This window comes from Brevundimonas goettingensis (genome assembly GCF_017487405.1).
Classification (GTDB): domain Bacteria; phylum Pseudomonadota; class Alphaproteobacteria; order Caulobacterales; family Caulobacteraceae; genus Brevundimonas; species Brevundimonas goettingensis.
Genome location: NZ_CP062222.1, coordinates 3,594,424 through 3,608,657 on the forward strand (window position 1 = coordinate 3,594,424; position 14,234 = coordinate 3,608,657).

Sequence of the window (14,234 nt, forward strand, 5' to 3'; positions counted from 1 at the left end):
GACTACCGGCTCGCAGAATCCCGCGCTCAAGCAGCGAGCGACCGCCTTGGCTTGTCCTCGGGCCGACCGAAGGTCGGACCCGGGGCTCGCGTTAGCGCCCTTAAGACTGCAGAGCGGCCTCCGACGCCACGATCCGGCTGGCGGCGTGGACGACGGCGGCGATGCGCAGGGCGGTCTGGATCTGGGCGGCGGGGACGGCGTGCTTCTTCAGCTCGCCCTCGTGGGCGTCCAGGCAGGCGCCGCAGCCGTTGATGGCCGAGACGGCGGTCGACCACAGTTCGAAGTCGATCTTGTCCACGCCGGGATTGCCCAGAACGTTCATGCGCAGACGGGCGGGGATGGTCTGGTACTCGGGGTTATGCATCAGGTGCAGGGCCCGGTAGTAAATGTTGTTCATGCCCATAATGGCGGCGGCCGACTTGGCGGCGTTGATGGCCTCGGGCGACAGATGCTCGGCAGCGGCGGCCTCGATGGCCTTGACGACCGGAGCGACACCGATGGCGTGGGCCGAGGCCAGGAAGGTCCCCCACTTCTGCTGGTCGTTGAGCACGGTCTCGGAGGCGAGCGAGCCCAGGTTCAGGGAGATGTCCTTGGCGTAGGCGGGAATGAGGTCGCGGACGGTATCAATCGACATGGTCAGGTCTTTCAGAATTCGGGGAAGAAAAAAGGCGGCGACGGAGACCCGCCGCCGCCCTTCTGTTTCGTCGCTCGGCGAGCTTAGGCCGCGAGCGTTTCACCGCCGGCGGGGCGGTTGCAGGCGCACAGTTCGTCGGTCTGCAGGGCGTCGACGACACGCAGGGTGTCGTCCGGCGCGCGGCCGACGTTCAGGTTGGTGACATAGACGTGCTGGACGACGTTGTGCGGGTCGACGACGAAGGTCGCGCGCAGGGCCACGCCTTCTTCCTCGTTCAGGACGCCGAGGTCGCGGGCGAACTTGCCGCCGTTGTCAGCGAACTGCCAGATCGGCAGCTTGTTCAGGTCGGAGTGGTCGCGGCGCCAGGCCAGCTTGACGAATTCGTTGTCGGTTGAACCGCCGAGAACGATGGTGTCGCGGTCCTCGAAATCCTTGCCCAGCTTGGCGAAGGCGGCGATTTCGGTCGGGCAGACGAAGGTGAAGTCCTTCGGATAGAAGAATATGACCTTCCACTTGCCTTCGAAGGAGGTCTCCGTCAGCGGCTCGAACGCCGAGACGCCGTTTTCCTCGTGCGAGTTGAAGCCCGGCTTCACGCCGATGATCTTGAAGTTGGGCAGGGTTTCGCCGACGCCGAGCATGAGCAGTCTCCAGTGGTTTGAAATGGACCGGCGGAGGGGGAGGCCTCCGTCGCTGGAGCTCAAATGGTCTTTCGCAGCTGCGAAGTCAAATCGATCATTTCGCGTATGCGAATAAGATAAAACTATAGTCAGGACCTGTTTTCGAAGAAGCTGCTTTTATAGATTTCTCAACTACCAATCACAAAGTTTATCGATTTTCCCTGCGTCCAGTGTGGGCATACCGTCGCCTCATCACCGACGATGGAGGACGTCATGGACGGCGAAAAAACCCAGAGCCCGCTCAATGATCCGAAGAAGGAACCGGCCGCCCTGCGTTCGCTTCTGGGCCGCACCAACCGCGACTGGTGGCCCAATCAACTGACGATGGACATCCTGCATCAGCAGGGCAAGTCGGGCGACCCAATGGGCGACAACTTCGATTACGCGAAGGCCTTCAAGTCTCTGGACTATGCGGCGGTGAAGCGCGACCTGACCGCTCTGATGACTGACAGCCAGCCCTGGTGGCCGGCCGACTATGGCCATTACGGCCCCTTCTTCATCCGCATGGCCTGGCACTCGGCTGGCACCTATCGCACCGGCGACGGGCGCGGCGGCGCGGGCGCTGGCCAGCAGCGTTTCGCCCCGCTCAACTCCTGGCCGGACAACGGCAATCTGGACAAGGCGCGCCGCCTGCTCTGGCCGATCAAGCAGAAATACGGGTCCAAGCTCAGCTGGGCCGATCTGATGATCCTGGCCGGCAATGTCGCCATTGAATCCATGGGCGGGCCAGTGTTCGGCTTCGGCGGCGGTCGCGCCGACGTCTGGGAGCCCGAGAAGGACGTCTATTGGGGCACGGAGGAGAACTGGGTCGGGCACGAGGAGAACAGGACCCGCATTCGGCCTGACGAGGGCGCGGCGCTCGAAGCGCCCCTGGCCGCGATCCAGATGGGTCTGATCTATGTGAACCCCGAAGGCCCGGGCGGCGTGCCGGAAGCCCTGCAGTCGGCCCGCGACATCCGCGAGACCTTCGCCCGCATGGGGATGAACGACGAGGAAACGGCGGCCCTGACGGCCGGCGGCCACACCTTCGGCAAGGCTCACGGCGCCGGCGACGCGTCCAAGGTCGGCGAGTCTCCGGAAGGCTCGGACATCGCCCAGCAGGGCCTGGGCTGGCAGTCGGGCCACGAGAGCGGCGTGGGCGACCACACCATCACCTCGGGCATCGAGGGCGCCTGGACCCCCACGCCCATCACCTGGGACATGACCTATTTCGACATGCTGCTGGACCACGACTACGAGCTGGTCCGCTCGCCCGCAGGCGCCAAACAGTGGCAACCGGTCGGCAATCCGGAAGAGACCCTGGCCCCGGCCGCGCATACGCCGGGCAAGAAGGTCCCGACGATGATGACCACGGCCGACATGGCTTTCAAGATCGACCCGGCCTACCGCGTCATTATGGAGAAGTTCCGCAGCGATCCGGCCTATTTCGGCGACCAGTTCGCCCGCGCCTGGTTCAAGCTGTGCCACCGCGACATGGGACCCAAGGCCCGCTACCTCGGCCCCGAGGTCCCGGCCGAGGATCTGATCTGGCAGGACCCGATCCCGGCCTCGACCGGGGCGACCCTCTCCGCCGCCGACGTCTCGGCCTTGAAGGGCAAGATCGCCGCGTCCGGCCTCTCGGTCGCCGAACTGGTCTCCACTGCCTGGGCCTCGGCCGCGACCTATCGCGGGTCCGACCATCGCGGCGGCGCCAACGGCGGGCGTCTGCGCCTGTCGCCGCAGAAGGACTGGGAAGTCAACGAACCCGCGAAACTGGCCAGGGTCCTCAAGATCTATGAGGACATCAAGGCCGGCTCGGCAGGCGTCTCCATCGCCGACCTGATCGTGCTCGGCGGCTCCGTCGGCATCGAACAGGCGGCCAGGGCGGCGGGTCATGCGGTCGAGGTTCCCTTCACTCCGGGCCGCACCGACGCCACCCAGGACGAGACCGACGTCGAGGGCTTCGCGGTCCTCGAACCGCGCGCGGACGGCTTCCGCAACTATCTGCAGGTGCGGTTCAGCGTTCCGACCGAGGAACTGCTCGTCGACCGGGCCCAGCTTCTGGGCCTGACGGCGCCGCAGATGACCGTCCTCGTCGGCGGCCTGCGCGTGCTCGGCGCCAATGTCGGCGGATCGAAGGACGGGGTCTTCACCGATCGCCCCGGCCAGCTGACCAACGACTTCTTCGTCAATCTGCTGGACATGAAGACCGGCTGGAAAAAGGTCGACGGCGAGGGCGACGAGACCTTCGTCGGCACCGACCGCATCACCGACGAACAGCTCTGGACGGCGACGCGCACCGATCTCGTGTTCGGCTCCAACTCCCAGCTGCGCGCCCTGTCGGAGGTCTATGCGGCGTCCGACGCGGGCGAGAAGTTCGTGAAGGACTTCATCGCCGCCTGGGTTCAGGTGATGAACGCCGACCGCTTCGACCTGTGGCGCGCCGATCTGGACAAGGCGGCTTAAGGCCGACTGAGGGCCGAACGGGATGTCTCCGCCGTGGCGTCGGTCGCGGCGGAGATTTTCCGCGCCATTAGAGACGGCGCCATCGGTCGCGACATCATCAGGTGTGGCGATTGATTTTGCGCCGGCGATAGGGAGCGCCTATGTCGGCTCCATGCTCCCGACCCTGCGCCAGCTCCAGTATCTGAAACTCCTGGCCGAGCACGCCTCGTTCAGCCGGGCGGCGGAGGCCGCGCATGTCAGCCAGCCGGCCCTCTCGGCCGGGGTGCAGGAGCTCGAGAAGATCCTCGGCGCTCCTGTGGTCGAACGCACCCGGGGCAATGTCCAGCTGACCGCCGTCGGCGCCGAGGCCGTCAGGCGCGCCGAGGATGTGCTGGCCCGCACAGAGGATCTGGTCGAGGCCGCCCGCAGCGCCGGCCGCCCCCTCTCGGGCCGTTTCCGTCTGGGCGTCATCCCGACGGTGGCCCCCTTCCTGTTGCCCGCCACCCTGCCGGGTCTGAAGACGGCCTATCCGGCCTTGCGGCTGTTCATCCGCGAGGACCTGACGCCACGCCTGATCGCGGGGCTGAAGGCGGGTCAACTCGACGCCGCCGTCATCGCCCTGCCCTATGAGGCCCATGGAATAGAACACGCCCGCATCGGCGACGACGAGATTCTCGCCGCCGCCCCCGCCGACCACGTCCTGGCCGCGCCGGGGGCCATCCAGCCGGGCTCGCTGAGGGGCGAGGACCTGATCCTGCTGGAAGACGGCCACTGCCTGCGCGATCAGGCGCTGGCCGCCTTCGATATCGAAGCCCCGAAGGGCGACGACGTCTTCGCCGCCACCAGCCTGCACACCCTGGTCCAGATGGTCGGATCGGGCCTCGGGGTGTCCTTCCTGCCCCAGATGGCCGTCAAGGCGGGCCTGGCCGACACCCCCTCGGTGGTGGTGCGGCATATCCAGCCCCGGGCGGGCGCCCTGGCCCCCAGCCGCGAGATCGTCGTCGCCTGGCGCGCCGGCTCCAGCCGCGCCGCGGAGGCCCGGCTGCTGGCCGAGGCCATGCAGCAGGATGATCAGCCGGCCGCGTCGACGGCGACCCAGTCGAACACGGCGCCGGGGGCCTGACGCGAGACCCAGCGGTAGCCCGTCTGGTCCCAGCGGACGATGCGCGGGTTGATATTGTCCAGAACATAGTCGCCGTCGTGGGTCGCCACGATCAGGACCGAATGGGTTTCGCCGCGCGGTGTCCGGACGATGGCGACCGACAGGGCGTCTGGCGTAACCCCGGAAGCGATCAGCTCGCGGCGCTTTGTCAGGACATAGTCCTCGCAGTCGCCACGGGCGGCGTCGGCGGCCGGAGCCTCGCTCCAATAGTCGGGGCGGGCGTACTGGGTCTGGTCGGGGGTATAGGCGATGCGGGTGTTGGCGCGGGCATTGACGGTGTTGACCTGACGCCAGGCGTCCTCGGTCATCTCCAGACGTTGCGGCGCGCGCGAGATCGTCAGCGGCTCTGCGGTCTGGCCGACGACGTCGTCCAGGCTGTCGCCCGAGATGGTTTCATTGATCGACTGATATTCGATCTCGGCCTGGCTGGCGGCCTGACGGGCGGCCCTGGCGCGCCAGCTGCGGACGGCGGCTTCGCCGTCGCCGCCGAAATTGTTCGACCAGTACAGGCTCGAGGCTTCGCGCTGGATCTGGGCGTCGTCGGCGGCGCCCTGGCCGGAGGCACGGCATTCCGACGGCTGGCGGCGGCAGAAGTCCAGGAAGCCGGCGGGGGCGGCGACCGGCCGGCCGATCGTCTGGGCGCGGGGCGTTTCGGCCGAGACGGCGCCGGCGGTGAACGACAGAACGGTCGCCAGAACGGGGGCGACGAAGGTGGCGAAAGCGAAGGTCTTTTGCATGGCGCGATCCGGGGGGAAGAGGCGTCGGTGAGCGGCCGCTGGGCCGTGTTGACCGCGCTCTTAGAAGGGCCCCCGGAGGCCTGTCCGCCTAACTTAAGTGAGGCGAAATTGACCCGTAAATCCCCGCCACGACTGGGTTTTTTACAATCCAGGCCGATCTGTTTCAGATTGCAAAATCGCCTTGGGCCCGGACTCGCCGAAACACCCGGAAAATAGGCTTCATCGATATTTTCTGGTGTTTAAAAAGGCTGATCTTATGGCCTGCGGTGTTACATTCGGCCGCCCGGGCGAAGGGGCTCAAATTCGCTGAAGCCGAACCATCTGTGTTCGGGAAGCCACGATTTCTGTCCCGGCCAAGGGACGGGCAGCGACGTCCACGCCTGCCAGGCCGAGGAAACTTTCCTGAACCGCGGCGTTAACGGCGTTCAATCTCGCGCTTTCGGAGAAGCCGATGTCTCGCCTCCCTCTCGCGGTCGCCCTTCTGGCCGGCCTGTCCCTGTCCGCCTGTGTCGGCATGTCCCGGTCTGCGCCGGTCACGGCCCTGGATCCGGCGGCGGCCGCAGGCCTGCGGGTCTCCGAGATTCGCCTGACGACCGATGACAAGGTCACGGTCCGTCCGGAGTTCGCAGGCATTTTCCGCGACCGGGTGCAGACCAAGCTCGACGGCTGCGCGACCGGGGCGCGACCTCTGCGGCTCGAGGCCACGATCAGCCGCCTCGACCGCGCCAATCCGGCCCAGGTCCTGTTGATCGGCGGCGCCAATGTGCTGAGGGGTCATGCCCGGCTGGTCGATCCGGCCAACGGCCGTGTGGTCGGCGAATACGACATCGGCCGCACCATCATCGGCGGGCGGCTGGGCGTGTTCCAGATGGCCGAAAGCGAGGAACAGCTGTCCGACGCCTTCGGCGCCGAACTCTGCGATCAGGCCTTCAAGGCCGGCTGAGGTCAGTCCGGAATGACGGCGGTCGTATAGGGCGACACGGTGCGCCAGCCGAGGGTGCGGTACAGGGCCTGACCGTCCTCCGTCGCCACCAGGGCGCCCTTGCCCAGCGATCCCGTCGCCGTCTCCAGCGCCCGCATGATCCGCCCGCCCAGACCTCGCCTCTGGTGCGCGGGCTCGACCAGGATCCGGTCGTAGACGACCCGGTCGTCCACGATCACCGCCCGCCCGCATCCGGCCTCGGCGCCCGAGGCGTCGCGGACGGTGCAGAAGACCACCGGACCACCGGGCCGGACATCGGGACCGATCTCGACCCGATAGCCCTCGTCACGGTCCGGCCCGATCGCCATCGCTCCGTCCAGCGTCATCAGGAAGCCCGGCGGCCGCAGGGTCCAGCGCGCGGGCAGCAGCGGCCGCGCCGTCGCCTCGCCGGCGCAAACCTTCAGGAAGACGTGGGCTTCGGTGATCGTCTCGGCGCGCCGCGCGAGAGCCTCTCCGGCCTCGGCGAAGACGTATCGTCGCATCTGGTCTTCGGCGCCGACCTCGACCCGCCAGCCGCCGTCGTCCCATGCGGGCGGCTCCACGCCGCGCGTCAGAGCCCAGCCCCGGGTCCAGAGGGCGAGAAGTTCGGAATCGGCGCTCATCCGGCCATCCTCGCGGTTCGCGGGCCGGGCGGCAACGCTTCCGTCCGCGCGGCGTTGTCTGACCTCACAATCGGGGACTCGTTATGAACGGGGCTTCATCGGGGCGCCGGAATATGGTCAGGCTTGGGTCATATCGACGTCGCCCGGCTTCGCCAGATTGGCGCCCATCGAAAACCATCCCGAACGGGAGGAAGATTTGACCATGACCGTCTCACGCCGCGCTTTCGCGTTTGGAACCGCCGCCCTCGCGGGCCTCGCCGCCCTGCCGGCCGCCGCCCAGTCCGGGCTGTCCGCCGAGGATCGCGCTACCCTGCAAACGGCCCAGACCTATCTGCAGAACCTGACCTCGGCCCAGGGGACCTTCGTCGAGACCGGTCCCAACGGCCAGCAGCGCCGCGGCCGCTTCTATCTGCAGCGTCCGGGCAAGATGCGTTTCGAATACACCGACCCGGCCGGCCTGCTGGTCGTCTCGGACGGCTATAACGTCAAACGTTACGACCCGCGTCTGGAGGTCTTCCGCCAGGTGCCGCTGGGCGCCACCCCTCTGTCGACCTTCCTCGCCCGCAACGTCCGTCTGGATCAGGGTGTGCGCATCGACCGGGTGACCCGCATGCCCTCCGGCGCCTTCGCCATCACCGCGCGAGACGGCTCGCGCCCCAACGACGGCTCGGTGATTCTGGCCTTCGCCGGCAGCCCGCTCCGGTTGCAGGAATGGACCATCACCGACGCGCAAGGGAGCCGCACCCGTACGCAGCTGACGACGCTGCAGCCGGCGTCCGGCCTCGCCGCCAGCCTGTTCCAGCTGCGCGACCCGACGCGTCGTCCCGGTCGGAACTAGTCTCAACTGACACGCGAGCGTGACGGTTGGGAGGGTAGGCGGATGATTCGCTGATCGTGGTTCGACCGCAACGGCAAAGCTTCATGGTTTAGTGTTTGACCTTTTTTTGCAGGCGTGACACTTTGAGCACAGAGCGACGGCGGTCGCTCTTCCGCGTCGGACGTCATCCCCTCCCGATAGCGGCGTGTGAGAGAGAAAAACTTCAGCGCCCGGCACGCTCGTGCCGGGCGTTTTTTATGGCTAGAAGCGCGCCATGACCCTGCGCATCGCCACCTGGAACATCAACTCCGTCCGCCTCCGCATCGATCAGGTCGCCCGGTTCGTCGCCGAGAGCGGGACCGACGTCCTGTGCCTGCAGGAGATCAAATGCCTGGAGGACCAGTTCCCCCGGAACGCCTTCGCCGAGATGGGCCTGCCGTACCTGCGCATCGCCGGTCAGAAGGGCTGGCACGGCGTGGCCATCGCCAGCCGCCGCCCGATTACCGACGCGCCCCGGCTCGATATCTGCCGCAACAAGCACGCCCGCGTCGTCTCGGCGGTGGTCGAGGGCGTCGAGATCCAGAATTTCTACATCCCCGCCGGCGGCGACCTGCCGGACCGCGAGCTGAACGAGAAATTCGATCACAAGATGGACTATTACGAGCGGCTGACGGCCGAGATGGCCACGCGCGACCGCTCGAAGCCTCTGCTGCTCGCCGGTGATTTCAACATCGCCCCCAATGAGTTCGACGTCTGGAACCACCGTTATATGTCCAAGGTGGTCAGCCATACGCCGGGCGAGGTCGAGACCCTGTACCGGCTCCAGAACGCGGGCGGCTTCAACGACGTGGTCCGCGACGCCTTCCCCGAGCCGCAGAAGCTGGCCAGCTGGTGGAGCTATCGCGCCCAGGATTTCCGCAAGTCCAACCGCGGCCTGCGCCTCGACCACCTGTGGACCTCGCCCGGCCTGACGCCGAAGGTCGTCCCCGGCAGCGCCAAGATCCACGACACGGTCCGCGAATGGGACCAGCCTTCGGACCACTGCCCGATCACGGTCGATCTGGACGTCTAGTAGACCGGGCCGTCGGCGACCTGTCGTCGTCCCGGCGGCCTCGCCCCGGCCAGCTTTCCGGCGGCGCGGGCCAGTCGTTCGACGGCTTCGTCCAGCCGCTCCTCGGGCAGGGTGTAGGGCAGGCGCAGGCGCCGCTCGAACGCCCCGTCGACCCCGAAGCGAGGCCCGGCCGCCAGCCGCAGCCCCTCGGCGGCCGCCGCGACCGTCAGGGCCGAGCAGATCGGCGCGGGCAGCTGGGCCCAGACCGACAGGCCGCCGACCGGGCGCGGACAGACCCAGTCGGGCAGGGCCTCGCCCAGCCGCTTCAGCAGATGATCGCGGCGGGCCCGCAGCAGGGGCCGCCTGAGCGACAGGGCGGCCCCGCCGTCGGTCAGCAGCTCGGCCGCCGCCAGCTGCTCCAGCACCGGGACGCCCAGATCCAGGCTGGCCCGGCTCTGGGACAGGCGCTGGATCACGGCCCGATCGGCGCGGATCCAGCCGATGCGCAACCCGCCCCAGACGCTCTTGGACATGGAGCCCAGCCGCACAATGCGCGGTGAATCCACGGTCGAGGCGCTGACCGCCGGATCGCCCGAAAGGGTCAGCTCGACCAGGGTCTCGTCCAGCACCAGCAGGGTCTGTGTCCCCTTCAGCGCCGTCAGCAACCGGTTGCGCTCGGCTGCCCGCATCAGTCGTCCGGTCGGATTGTGATGATCGACCACCAGATAGGCCATGGCCGCGCCGGATCGGCACGCAGACGCCAGCCCCTCGATGTCCCAGCCCTCTTCCCCATTGTCCGGCAGGGCGACGGGCAGGGGGCGCCCCCCGGCGGCGAGGATGGCGTCCAGCGCCTGCGGATAGGTCGGATGGTCGATGACTACCGGATCGCCGGGCCGGACCATCAGTCGCAGCAGATGGACCAGTCCGTTGTGGGCCCCGTGGGTGATCAGGATCTGGCCCGGCGAGGTCGGCAGGCCCCGCCGTCCATAGTGGGCCGCCACAGCCTCGCGCAGCTCCTCCAGTCCGGCGCTCTCATAGCCGTGGCCCGGCAAGCGGGCGGGCAGCCGCTCCAGCGCCCGGACGTAGGCGGCATGGACATTGGCGTCGGCGGGCAGGACGGCCGAGGTCAGGTCGATCAGATCTTCAGGCGCTTCGGGATCGAGCGTCGAACGCACCGGACGCGGCCCCGGCGTCGACGGCAGGCCGGTGCGGGCCGCCGCCCCCTGACCGCCGGTCAGGAAGCCCTCGTCGCGCAGGCTGCCGTAGGCGGCCGAGACCGTGGTCCGGCTCAGGCCCAACGCCTGGGCCAGCTCCCGCTCGCCGGGCAGGCGCGCCTCCAGCGGCAGCCGGCCGTCGAGGATCAGCAGCCGCAGCGCCCCGGCCAGCTGTCGCCAGGCCGGTCCCGCGCCGGGCGCCCGCCAGACGCCGAGGTGGCGGATCAGGGAAACGGGTCGGATCAGGCGCGGTGTCATCAGGCCAGACTAGCGGAACTGGCTCTTTTTTCCATGGCCAGTTCGACGCAATTGGCCTGTCATGAACACGCCGATCCGCCCTCTGGTCCGCCGCCTGATCCAGCTCTTCCTCGGCCTCGGCCTCTATGGGCTGTCGATCGCCCTGATCGTCCGGGCCGATCTGGGGCTCGATCCGTGGGACGTGCTCAACCAGGGCGTCTTCGAGCGGTTCGCCGGTCCGGCCGGGATCAGCTTCGGCCTCGTCGTCAATCTGATCGGGCTGGTGGTCCTGCTGCTGTGGATCCCGCTGCGTCAGATGCCCGGCTTCGGCACCGTGGCCAATGTCGTTGTCATCGGCACGGTCGCCAATGTCTTCCTCGGCTGGATCCCGACGGACCTGCCTCTGGTCCTGCGCGCCGGTCTGCTGGTCGCGGGCATTGTCCTCAACGGCGTGGCCAGCGGCGCCTATATCGGCGCAGGCCTCGGCCCCGGTCCGCGCGACGGGCTGATGACCGGCATCGTGCGCCGCACCGGCTGGCCGGTGAAATGGGTCCGCACCGCCATCGAGGTCGCCGTGGTCGCGGTCGGCTGGCTTCTGGGCGGCTCGGTGGGGGTTGGCACGGTGATCTATGCGCTCAGCATCGGACCCCTGGTCCACCGCTTCCTGCCGATGTTCACGATCCCGGGGCCGGCCCCTAAGGCGTCGCGGGACGCCCCAGCAGAATCCGGACTTCCTCGGCGGTGAAACTCGCCTGATGTCCCTCGTCGTCCATGACGATGATGGGCGCCGAGGGCGGAAGGGAAGACAGCACCTGACGACCGGGTGGATTGGCCCAGTATTGGTCCCCGATCACCGCCTTCAGGTCTTCCGCGCTGGTGAAGATCAGGATCGCCTGAGGGGCTCCGTTGATCCGGAAGGTTGGATAATCGATCCATGTCCACCGGGCGGGGTCTCCCGCCTCCCGCGCCGCGAGCAGCGAGCGGTACGACGCTTCCGAGATCGCCACATAGACCTTCTCGGTCAGTAGCAGCCGTTCGAACTCGGCATGCGGACCACCCTCTGTCGCCGTGATGAGCGCCGCCTTCAGCGCGTTGACCGGCGGGTCGATATGCAGCTCTTCGGCGCCGGTCTGGGCCGAAGCGGAGGTCGCCAGCAGCCCGAAGGCGAGGACGAGGCCGAGCAGCGCCCTCAAGGCTGCAGCCGGTACCCGCCCGCATCGGTCAGCAGCAACCGCGCCGCGCCGGGCTCGGGCTCGATCTTCTGGCGCAGGCGGTAGATGTGGGTTTCCAGGGTGTGGGTCGTGACCCCGGCGTTATAGCCCCAGACCTCGGTCAGCAGCTCCTCGCGCGACACGGGCTTGGCGCCCGCGCGATAGAGGTACTTGAGGATATTGGTCTCTTTTTCCGTCAGCCGGATCTTCTTGCCCTTGTCGTCGACCAGCATCTTGCCGGCGGGGCGGAAGGAATAGGGGCCGATGGCGAAGACGGCGTCTTCCGACTGTTCGTGGCTGCGCAGGTGGGCGCGGATGCGGGCCAGCAGCACGGCGAAGCGGAAGGGCTTGGTGACATAGTCATTGGCCCCGGCGTCCAGACCCAGCACCGTGTCGGCGTCAGAGTCCTGGGCCGTCAGCATGATGACCGGGGTGGCGACCCCGTCCTTGCGCAGCAGGCGGCAGGCCTCGCGCCCGTCCATGTCGGGCAGGTCGACGTCCAGCAGGATCAGGTCGGCGCGCAGCTCGCGGCCCAGCCGGATGCCTTCGGTGGCTGTCGCGGCCTGGACCGTGCGGAACTCTTCATGGAGCGCCAGCTGCTCGGCCAAAGCCTCGCGCAGGTCGTCGTCGTCGTCGATGATCAGCAGGGTCTTGGGCGTGGGCATGTCGATAACAATGGCGAGGCTTGGGTGAATCGCCAAGGGCGACGGGGAAAATGAAGTCGATTCAGGCGATAGAGGGCGCTTCGGAAGAGTTTCGTTCCCCGAAAAGCGCCGTTCCCACCCGCACATCGGTCGCGCCGAAGCGAATCGCGGTCTCGAAGTCGCCGCTCATCCCCATCGACAGGACGGAAAGGCCGTTGCGTTCGGCGATCTTCGCCAGCAGGGCGAAATGCAGACCGGGCGCCTCCTCGGCGGGTGGGATGGCCATCAGCCCCTCGACCGTCAGGCCGTAGATTTCGCGCGCCAGGGCGATGAAGGCGTCGGCCTCCAGGGGGAGTATCCCGGCTTTCTGCGGCTCGGCGCCGGTATTGACCTGAACCAGCATCCGGGGCGCGCGGCCCTGACGCTGGATCTGTTCGGCCAGGGCCCGGGCCAGCTTCTCGCGGTCCAGGGTCTCGATCACATCGAAGAAGGCGACCGCGTCTCCGGCCTTGTTCGACTGCAGCGGGCCGATCAGCCGCAGTTCGAGGTTGGGCAGGGCGCGACTGCGCTCGCTCCAGCGCCCTTCGGCTTCCTGCACCCGGTTCTCGCCGAAGACGCGCTGGCCGGTGGCGAGAATGGCGTCGATGGCCTCGGGCGGCTGGGTCTTGGAGACGGCGGTCAGGGTGACACAGGCCGGGTCGCGTCCGACCGAACGGGCCACAGCGTCGATGCGCGTCCGCACCGCCGCGACGCGTTCAGCGACAGTGGACGTCGACTGCAAAGCGGGGGATGACGACGGCATGGACGGCTCCGGAACCCTGTCGAACGAGGCGCGCATCCTTTGGGACGCGGCACGGGGTCTAGCCCGGGAGACGGCGTCTGTCAGCGCGCCCCTGCTCTTCTTCACCGATCCCGCCCGGACGCCCGAGCCCTGGCGGACCGCCGAACGGCTGCCGACCGGGGCGGGCGTTGTTTATCGCCACTTCGGCGCCCGCGACGCCGAGGCCGTAGCGCGGCGGTTGAAGGCGATTTCGTTGGATCGGGGGCTGGTTCTGCTGATCGGTCTGGACGCCGGTCTGGCCGAGGTGGTCGGGGCGGACGGCGTCCATCTGCCGCAGCGGGCGCTGGGTCAGGCAGAGGCCTTGCGGGCGCGCCGCCCGGACTGGCTGCTGACCGGCGCCGTCCATGCGGTGGAGACGCCGGCGCCCGAGGCTCTGGATGCGGTGGTGCTGTCGCCGATCTTTCCGGCGGGCGGCGCCTCGGCCGTCAAGCCGGCCCTGGGGGTGGAGGCGCTTACGGCGATGGCGCGGCGACGGCCTGTCTATGCCCTCGGCGGGGTCAATGTGGCGACCGTGGGGGGCCTCACAGGCTCAGGCGCGTGCGGGATCGCGGGAGTGGATGCGATCCGGTCGGCCTTCGCTTCCTAGAACTTGAAGATGGATTCCAGCCGGATGCGCGGTTGCGAGCGGCTTTCGGATTCGGGCGCGCGGGCCGGGTCCTGATCGGCGCGGGCGACACTGCCCACGGCGCCGACGCTCAGGCGGGGAGTGACGCTGTAATAGGCGCCGGCCTCGACATCGCCCCACTGGGTCTCGCGACCGACGGGCTGGTTGAGGTTGAAGTTCAGACCCCAGCGACCGGTGTCATACCAGCGCAGGCCGCGGCGCTGGGCCGGCGGATTGGCGCGTTGGGAAGCCTGGGCGGCCTGGGCCTCGGCGATAGAAACGGCAGGCGCATGCGAACGCGAACCGGCCGACTGGGCCGACGCCGTTCCGGCCAGTCCCATCAGGGCCGCCGCGCTCAGAAGTCCTGCGATGATCGCGCCGAACCGCATTTCCTACC

General features: G+C 68.2%; 16 protein-coding genes. 7 read left to right on the plus strand and 9 right to left on the minus strand.

Annotated elements, in window-relative coordinates:
• Window positions 1-100 precede the first annotated feature (100 nt).
• Together IFJ75_RS17690 and IFJ75_RS17695 are read right to left on the minus strand one after the other, a co-directional pair.
• A complete protein-coding gene (locus IFJ75_RS17690; protein WP_207869971.1) occupies window positions 101-634 on the minus strand; it encodes a carboxymuconolactone decarboxylase family protein in 534 nt (177 codons plus the stop codon).
• A gap of 83 nt (window positions 635-717) precedes the next feature.
• Entirely contained in the window at window positions 718-1,272 is a 555-nt protein-coding gene (locus IFJ75_RS17695; protein WP_207869973.1) for a peroxiredoxin, read from the minus strand.
• 252 nt (window positions 1,273-1,524) lie between these two features.
• On the opposite strand from IFJ75_RS17695, the gene katG reads away from it, so the two are divergent.
• Window positions 1,525-3,756, plus strand: coding sequence for a catalase/peroxidase HPI (katG, locus tag IFJ75_RS17700; RefSeq protein ID WP_207869975.1), 2,232 nt, complete (start codon window positions 1,525-1,527; stop codon window positions 3,754-3,756).
• Between the two features lie 151 nt (window positions 3,757-3,907).
• On the plus strand, window positions 3,908-4,858 hold the full coding sequence (locus IFJ75_RS17705) for a hydrogen peroxide-inducible genes activator (protein WP_207869977.1): 951 nt from the start codon (window positions 3,908-3,910) through the stop codon (window positions 4,856-4,858).
• On the opposite strand, the gene IFJ75_RS17710 is transcribed toward IFJ75_RS17705, so the two are convergent.
• Window positions 4,807-5,634: a transglutaminase-like cysteine peptidase gene (locus tag IFJ75_RS17710; RefSeq protein ID WP_207869979.1), complete on the minus strand. Its 828-nt coding sequence runs from the start codon at window positions 5,632-5,634 to the stop codon at window positions 4,807-4,809. The two genes, IFJ75_RS17705 and IFJ75_RS17710, sit on opposite strands and share 52 nt — an antisense overlap.
• 451 nt (window positions 5,635-6,085) lie before the next feature.
• Here IFJ75_RS17710 and IFJ75_RS17715 point away from each other — a divergent pair, with 451 nt between their 5' ends.
• Entirely contained in the window at window positions 6,086-6,577 is a 492-nt protein-coding gene (locus IFJ75_RS17715; RefSeq protein WP_207869981.1) for a hypothetical protein, read from the plus strand.
• A 2-nt stretch (window positions 6,578-6,579) separates the two neighbouring features.
• Here IFJ75_RS17715 and IFJ75_RS17720 read toward each other — a convergent pair whose 3' ends face one another.
• On the minus strand, window positions 6,580-7,218 hold the full coding sequence (locus IFJ75_RS17720) for a GNAT family N-acetyltransferase (protein ID WP_207869983.1): 639 nt from the start codon (window positions 7,216-7,218) through the stop codon (window positions 6,580-6,582).
• Window positions 7,219-7,420: 202 nt separating this feature from the next.
• On the opposite strand from IFJ75_RS17720, the gene IFJ75_RS17725 reads away from it, so the two are divergent.
• Together IFJ75_RS17725 and xth are read left to right on the plus strand one after the other, a co-directional pair.
• Complete coding sequence (locus tag IFJ75_RS17725; RefSeq protein ID WP_207869985.1) at window positions 7,421-8,056, plus strand: LolA family protein; 636 nt, start codon at window positions 7,421-7,423, stop codon at window positions 8,054-8,056.
• Window positions 8,057-8,309: 253 nt separating this feature from the next.
• Window positions 8,310-9,107 carry an exodeoxyribonuclease III gene (gene xth, locus IFJ75_RS17730; protein WP_207869987.1) on the plus strand — a complete coding sequence of 266 codons (798 nt, stop codon included), beginning with the start codon at window positions 8,310-8,312 and terminating at the stop codon, window positions 9,105-9,107.
• Here xth and yczR read toward each other — a convergent pair.
• Entirely contained in the window at window positions 9,104-10,558 is a 1,455-nt protein-coding gene (gene yczR, locus IFJ75_RS17735) for a MocR-like transcription factor YczR (RefSeq protein WP_207869989.1), read from the minus strand. The genes xth and yczR overlap by 4 nt on opposite strands.
• A 61-nt stretch (window positions 10,559-10,619) precedes the next feature.
• Between yczR and yczE the strand changes: the two genes are divergently transcribed.
• Window positions 10,620-11,282, plus strand: coding sequence for a membrane protein YczE (gene yczE, locus IFJ75_RS17740; RefSeq protein ID WP_207869991.1), 663 nt, complete (start codon window positions 10,620-10,622; stop codon window positions 11,280-11,282).
• Here the strand turns inward: yczE and IFJ75_RS17745 are convergent.
• The 3 genes from IFJ75_RS17745 to IFJ75_RS17755 all read right to left on the minus strand — a co-directional run bounded on the left by IFJ75_RS17745 (window position 11,233) and on the right by IFJ75_RS17755 (window position 13,194).
• Entirely contained in the window at window positions 11,233-11,730 is a 498-nt protein-coding gene (locus tag IFJ75_RS17745) for a hypothetical protein (RefSeq protein ID WP_207869993.1), read from the minus strand. The two genes, yczE and IFJ75_RS17745, sit on opposite strands and share 50 nt — an antisense overlap.
• The gene (locus IFJ75_RS17750; protein ID WP_207869995.1) at window positions 11,727-12,413 is read right to left on the minus strand and encodes a response regulator transcription factor; all 687 of its coding nucleotides are present in this window, start codon (window positions 12,411-12,413) and stop codon (window positions 11,727-11,729) included. The genes IFJ75_RS17745 and IFJ75_RS17750 overlap by 4 nt, the downstream gene beginning before the upstream one ends.
• 61 nt (window positions 12,414-12,474) lie before the next feature.
• Complete coding sequence (locus tag IFJ75_RS17755; protein ID WP_207869997.1) at window positions 12,475-13,194, minus strand: YggS family pyridoxal phosphate-dependent enzyme; 720 nt, start codon at window positions 13,192-13,194, stop codon at window positions 12,475-12,477.
• Here IFJ75_RS17755 and IFJ75_RS17760 point away from each other — a divergent pair.
• Window positions 13,193-13,819, plus strand: a complete 627-nt coding sequence (locus IFJ75_RS17760) for a thiamine phosphate synthase (RefSeq protein ID WP_207869999.1) — start codon at window positions 13,193-13,195, stop codon at window positions 13,817-13,819. The two genes, IFJ75_RS17755 and IFJ75_RS17760, sit on opposite strands and share 2 nt — an antisense overlap.
• Here the strand turns inward: IFJ75_RS17760 and IFJ75_RS17765 are convergent.
• A complete protein-coding gene (locus tag IFJ75_RS17765; protein WP_207870001.1) occupies window positions 13,816-14,226 on the minus strand; it encodes an NtrZ family periplasmic regulatory protein in 411 nt (136 codons plus the stop codon). The genes IFJ75_RS17760 and IFJ75_RS17765 overlap by 4 nt on opposite strands.
• Window positions 14,227-14,234: the final 8 nt, after the last annotated feature.

Coding starts and splice junctions, on each gene's coding strand:
- IFJ75_RS17690 (WP_207869971.1), bottom strand. CDS start 634: ATGTCGATTGATACCGTCCGCGACCTCATTCCCGCCTACGCCAAGGAC.
- IFJ75_RS17695 (WP_207869973.1), bottom strand. CDS start 1,272: ATGCTCGGCGTCGGCGAAACCCTGCCCAACTTCAAGATCATCGGCGTG.
- katG (WP_207869975.1), top strand. CDS start 1,525: ATGGACGGCGAAAAAACCCAGAGCCCGCTCAATGATCCGAAGAAGGAA.
- IFJ75_RS17705 (WP_207869977.1), top strand. CDS start 3,908: ATGCTCCCGACCCTGCGCCAGCTCCAGTATCTGAAACTCCTGGCCGAG.
- IFJ75_RS17710 (WP_207869979.1), bottom strand. CDS start 5,634: ATGCAAAAGACCTTCGCTTTCGCCACCTTCGTCGCCCCCGTTCTGGCG.
- IFJ75_RS17715 (WP_207869981.1), top strand. CDS start 6,086: ATGTCTCGCCTCCCTCTCGCGGTCGCCCTTCTGGCCGGCCTGTCCCTG.
- IFJ75_RS17720 (WP_207869983.1), bottom strand. CDS start 7,218: ATGAGCGCCGATTCCGAACTTCTCGCCCTCTGGACCCGGGGCTGGGCT.
- IFJ75_RS17725 (WP_207869985.1), top strand. CDS start 7,421: ATGACCGTCTCACGCCGCGCTTTCGCGTTTGGAACCGCCGCCCTCGCG.
- xth (WP_207869987.1), top strand. CDS start 8,310: ATGACCCTGCGCATCGCCACCTGGAACATCAACTCCGTCCGCCTCCGC.
- yczR (WP_207869989.1), bottom strand. CDS start 10,558: ATGACACCGCGCCTGATCCGACCCGTTTCCCTGATCCGCCACCTCGGC.
- yczE (WP_207869991.1), top strand. CDS start 10,620: ATGAACACGCCGATCCGCCCTCTGGTCCGCCGCCTGATCCAGCTCTTC.
- IFJ75_RS17750 (WP_207869995.1), bottom strand. CDS start 12,413: ATGCCCACGCCCAAGACCCTGCTGATCATCGACGACGACGACGACCTG.
- IFJ75_RS17760 (WP_207869999.1), top strand. CDS start 13,193: ATGGACGGCTCCGGAACCCTGTCGAACGAGGCGCGCATCCTTTGGGAC.
- IFJ75_RS17755 (WP_207869997.1), bottom strand. CDS start 13,194: ATGCCGTCGTCATCCCCCGCTTTGCAGTCGACGTCCACTGTCGCTGAA.
- IFJ75_RS17765 (WP_207870001.1), bottom strand. CDS start 14,226: ATGCGGTTCGGCGCGATCATCGCAGGACTTCTGAGCGCGGCGGCCCTG.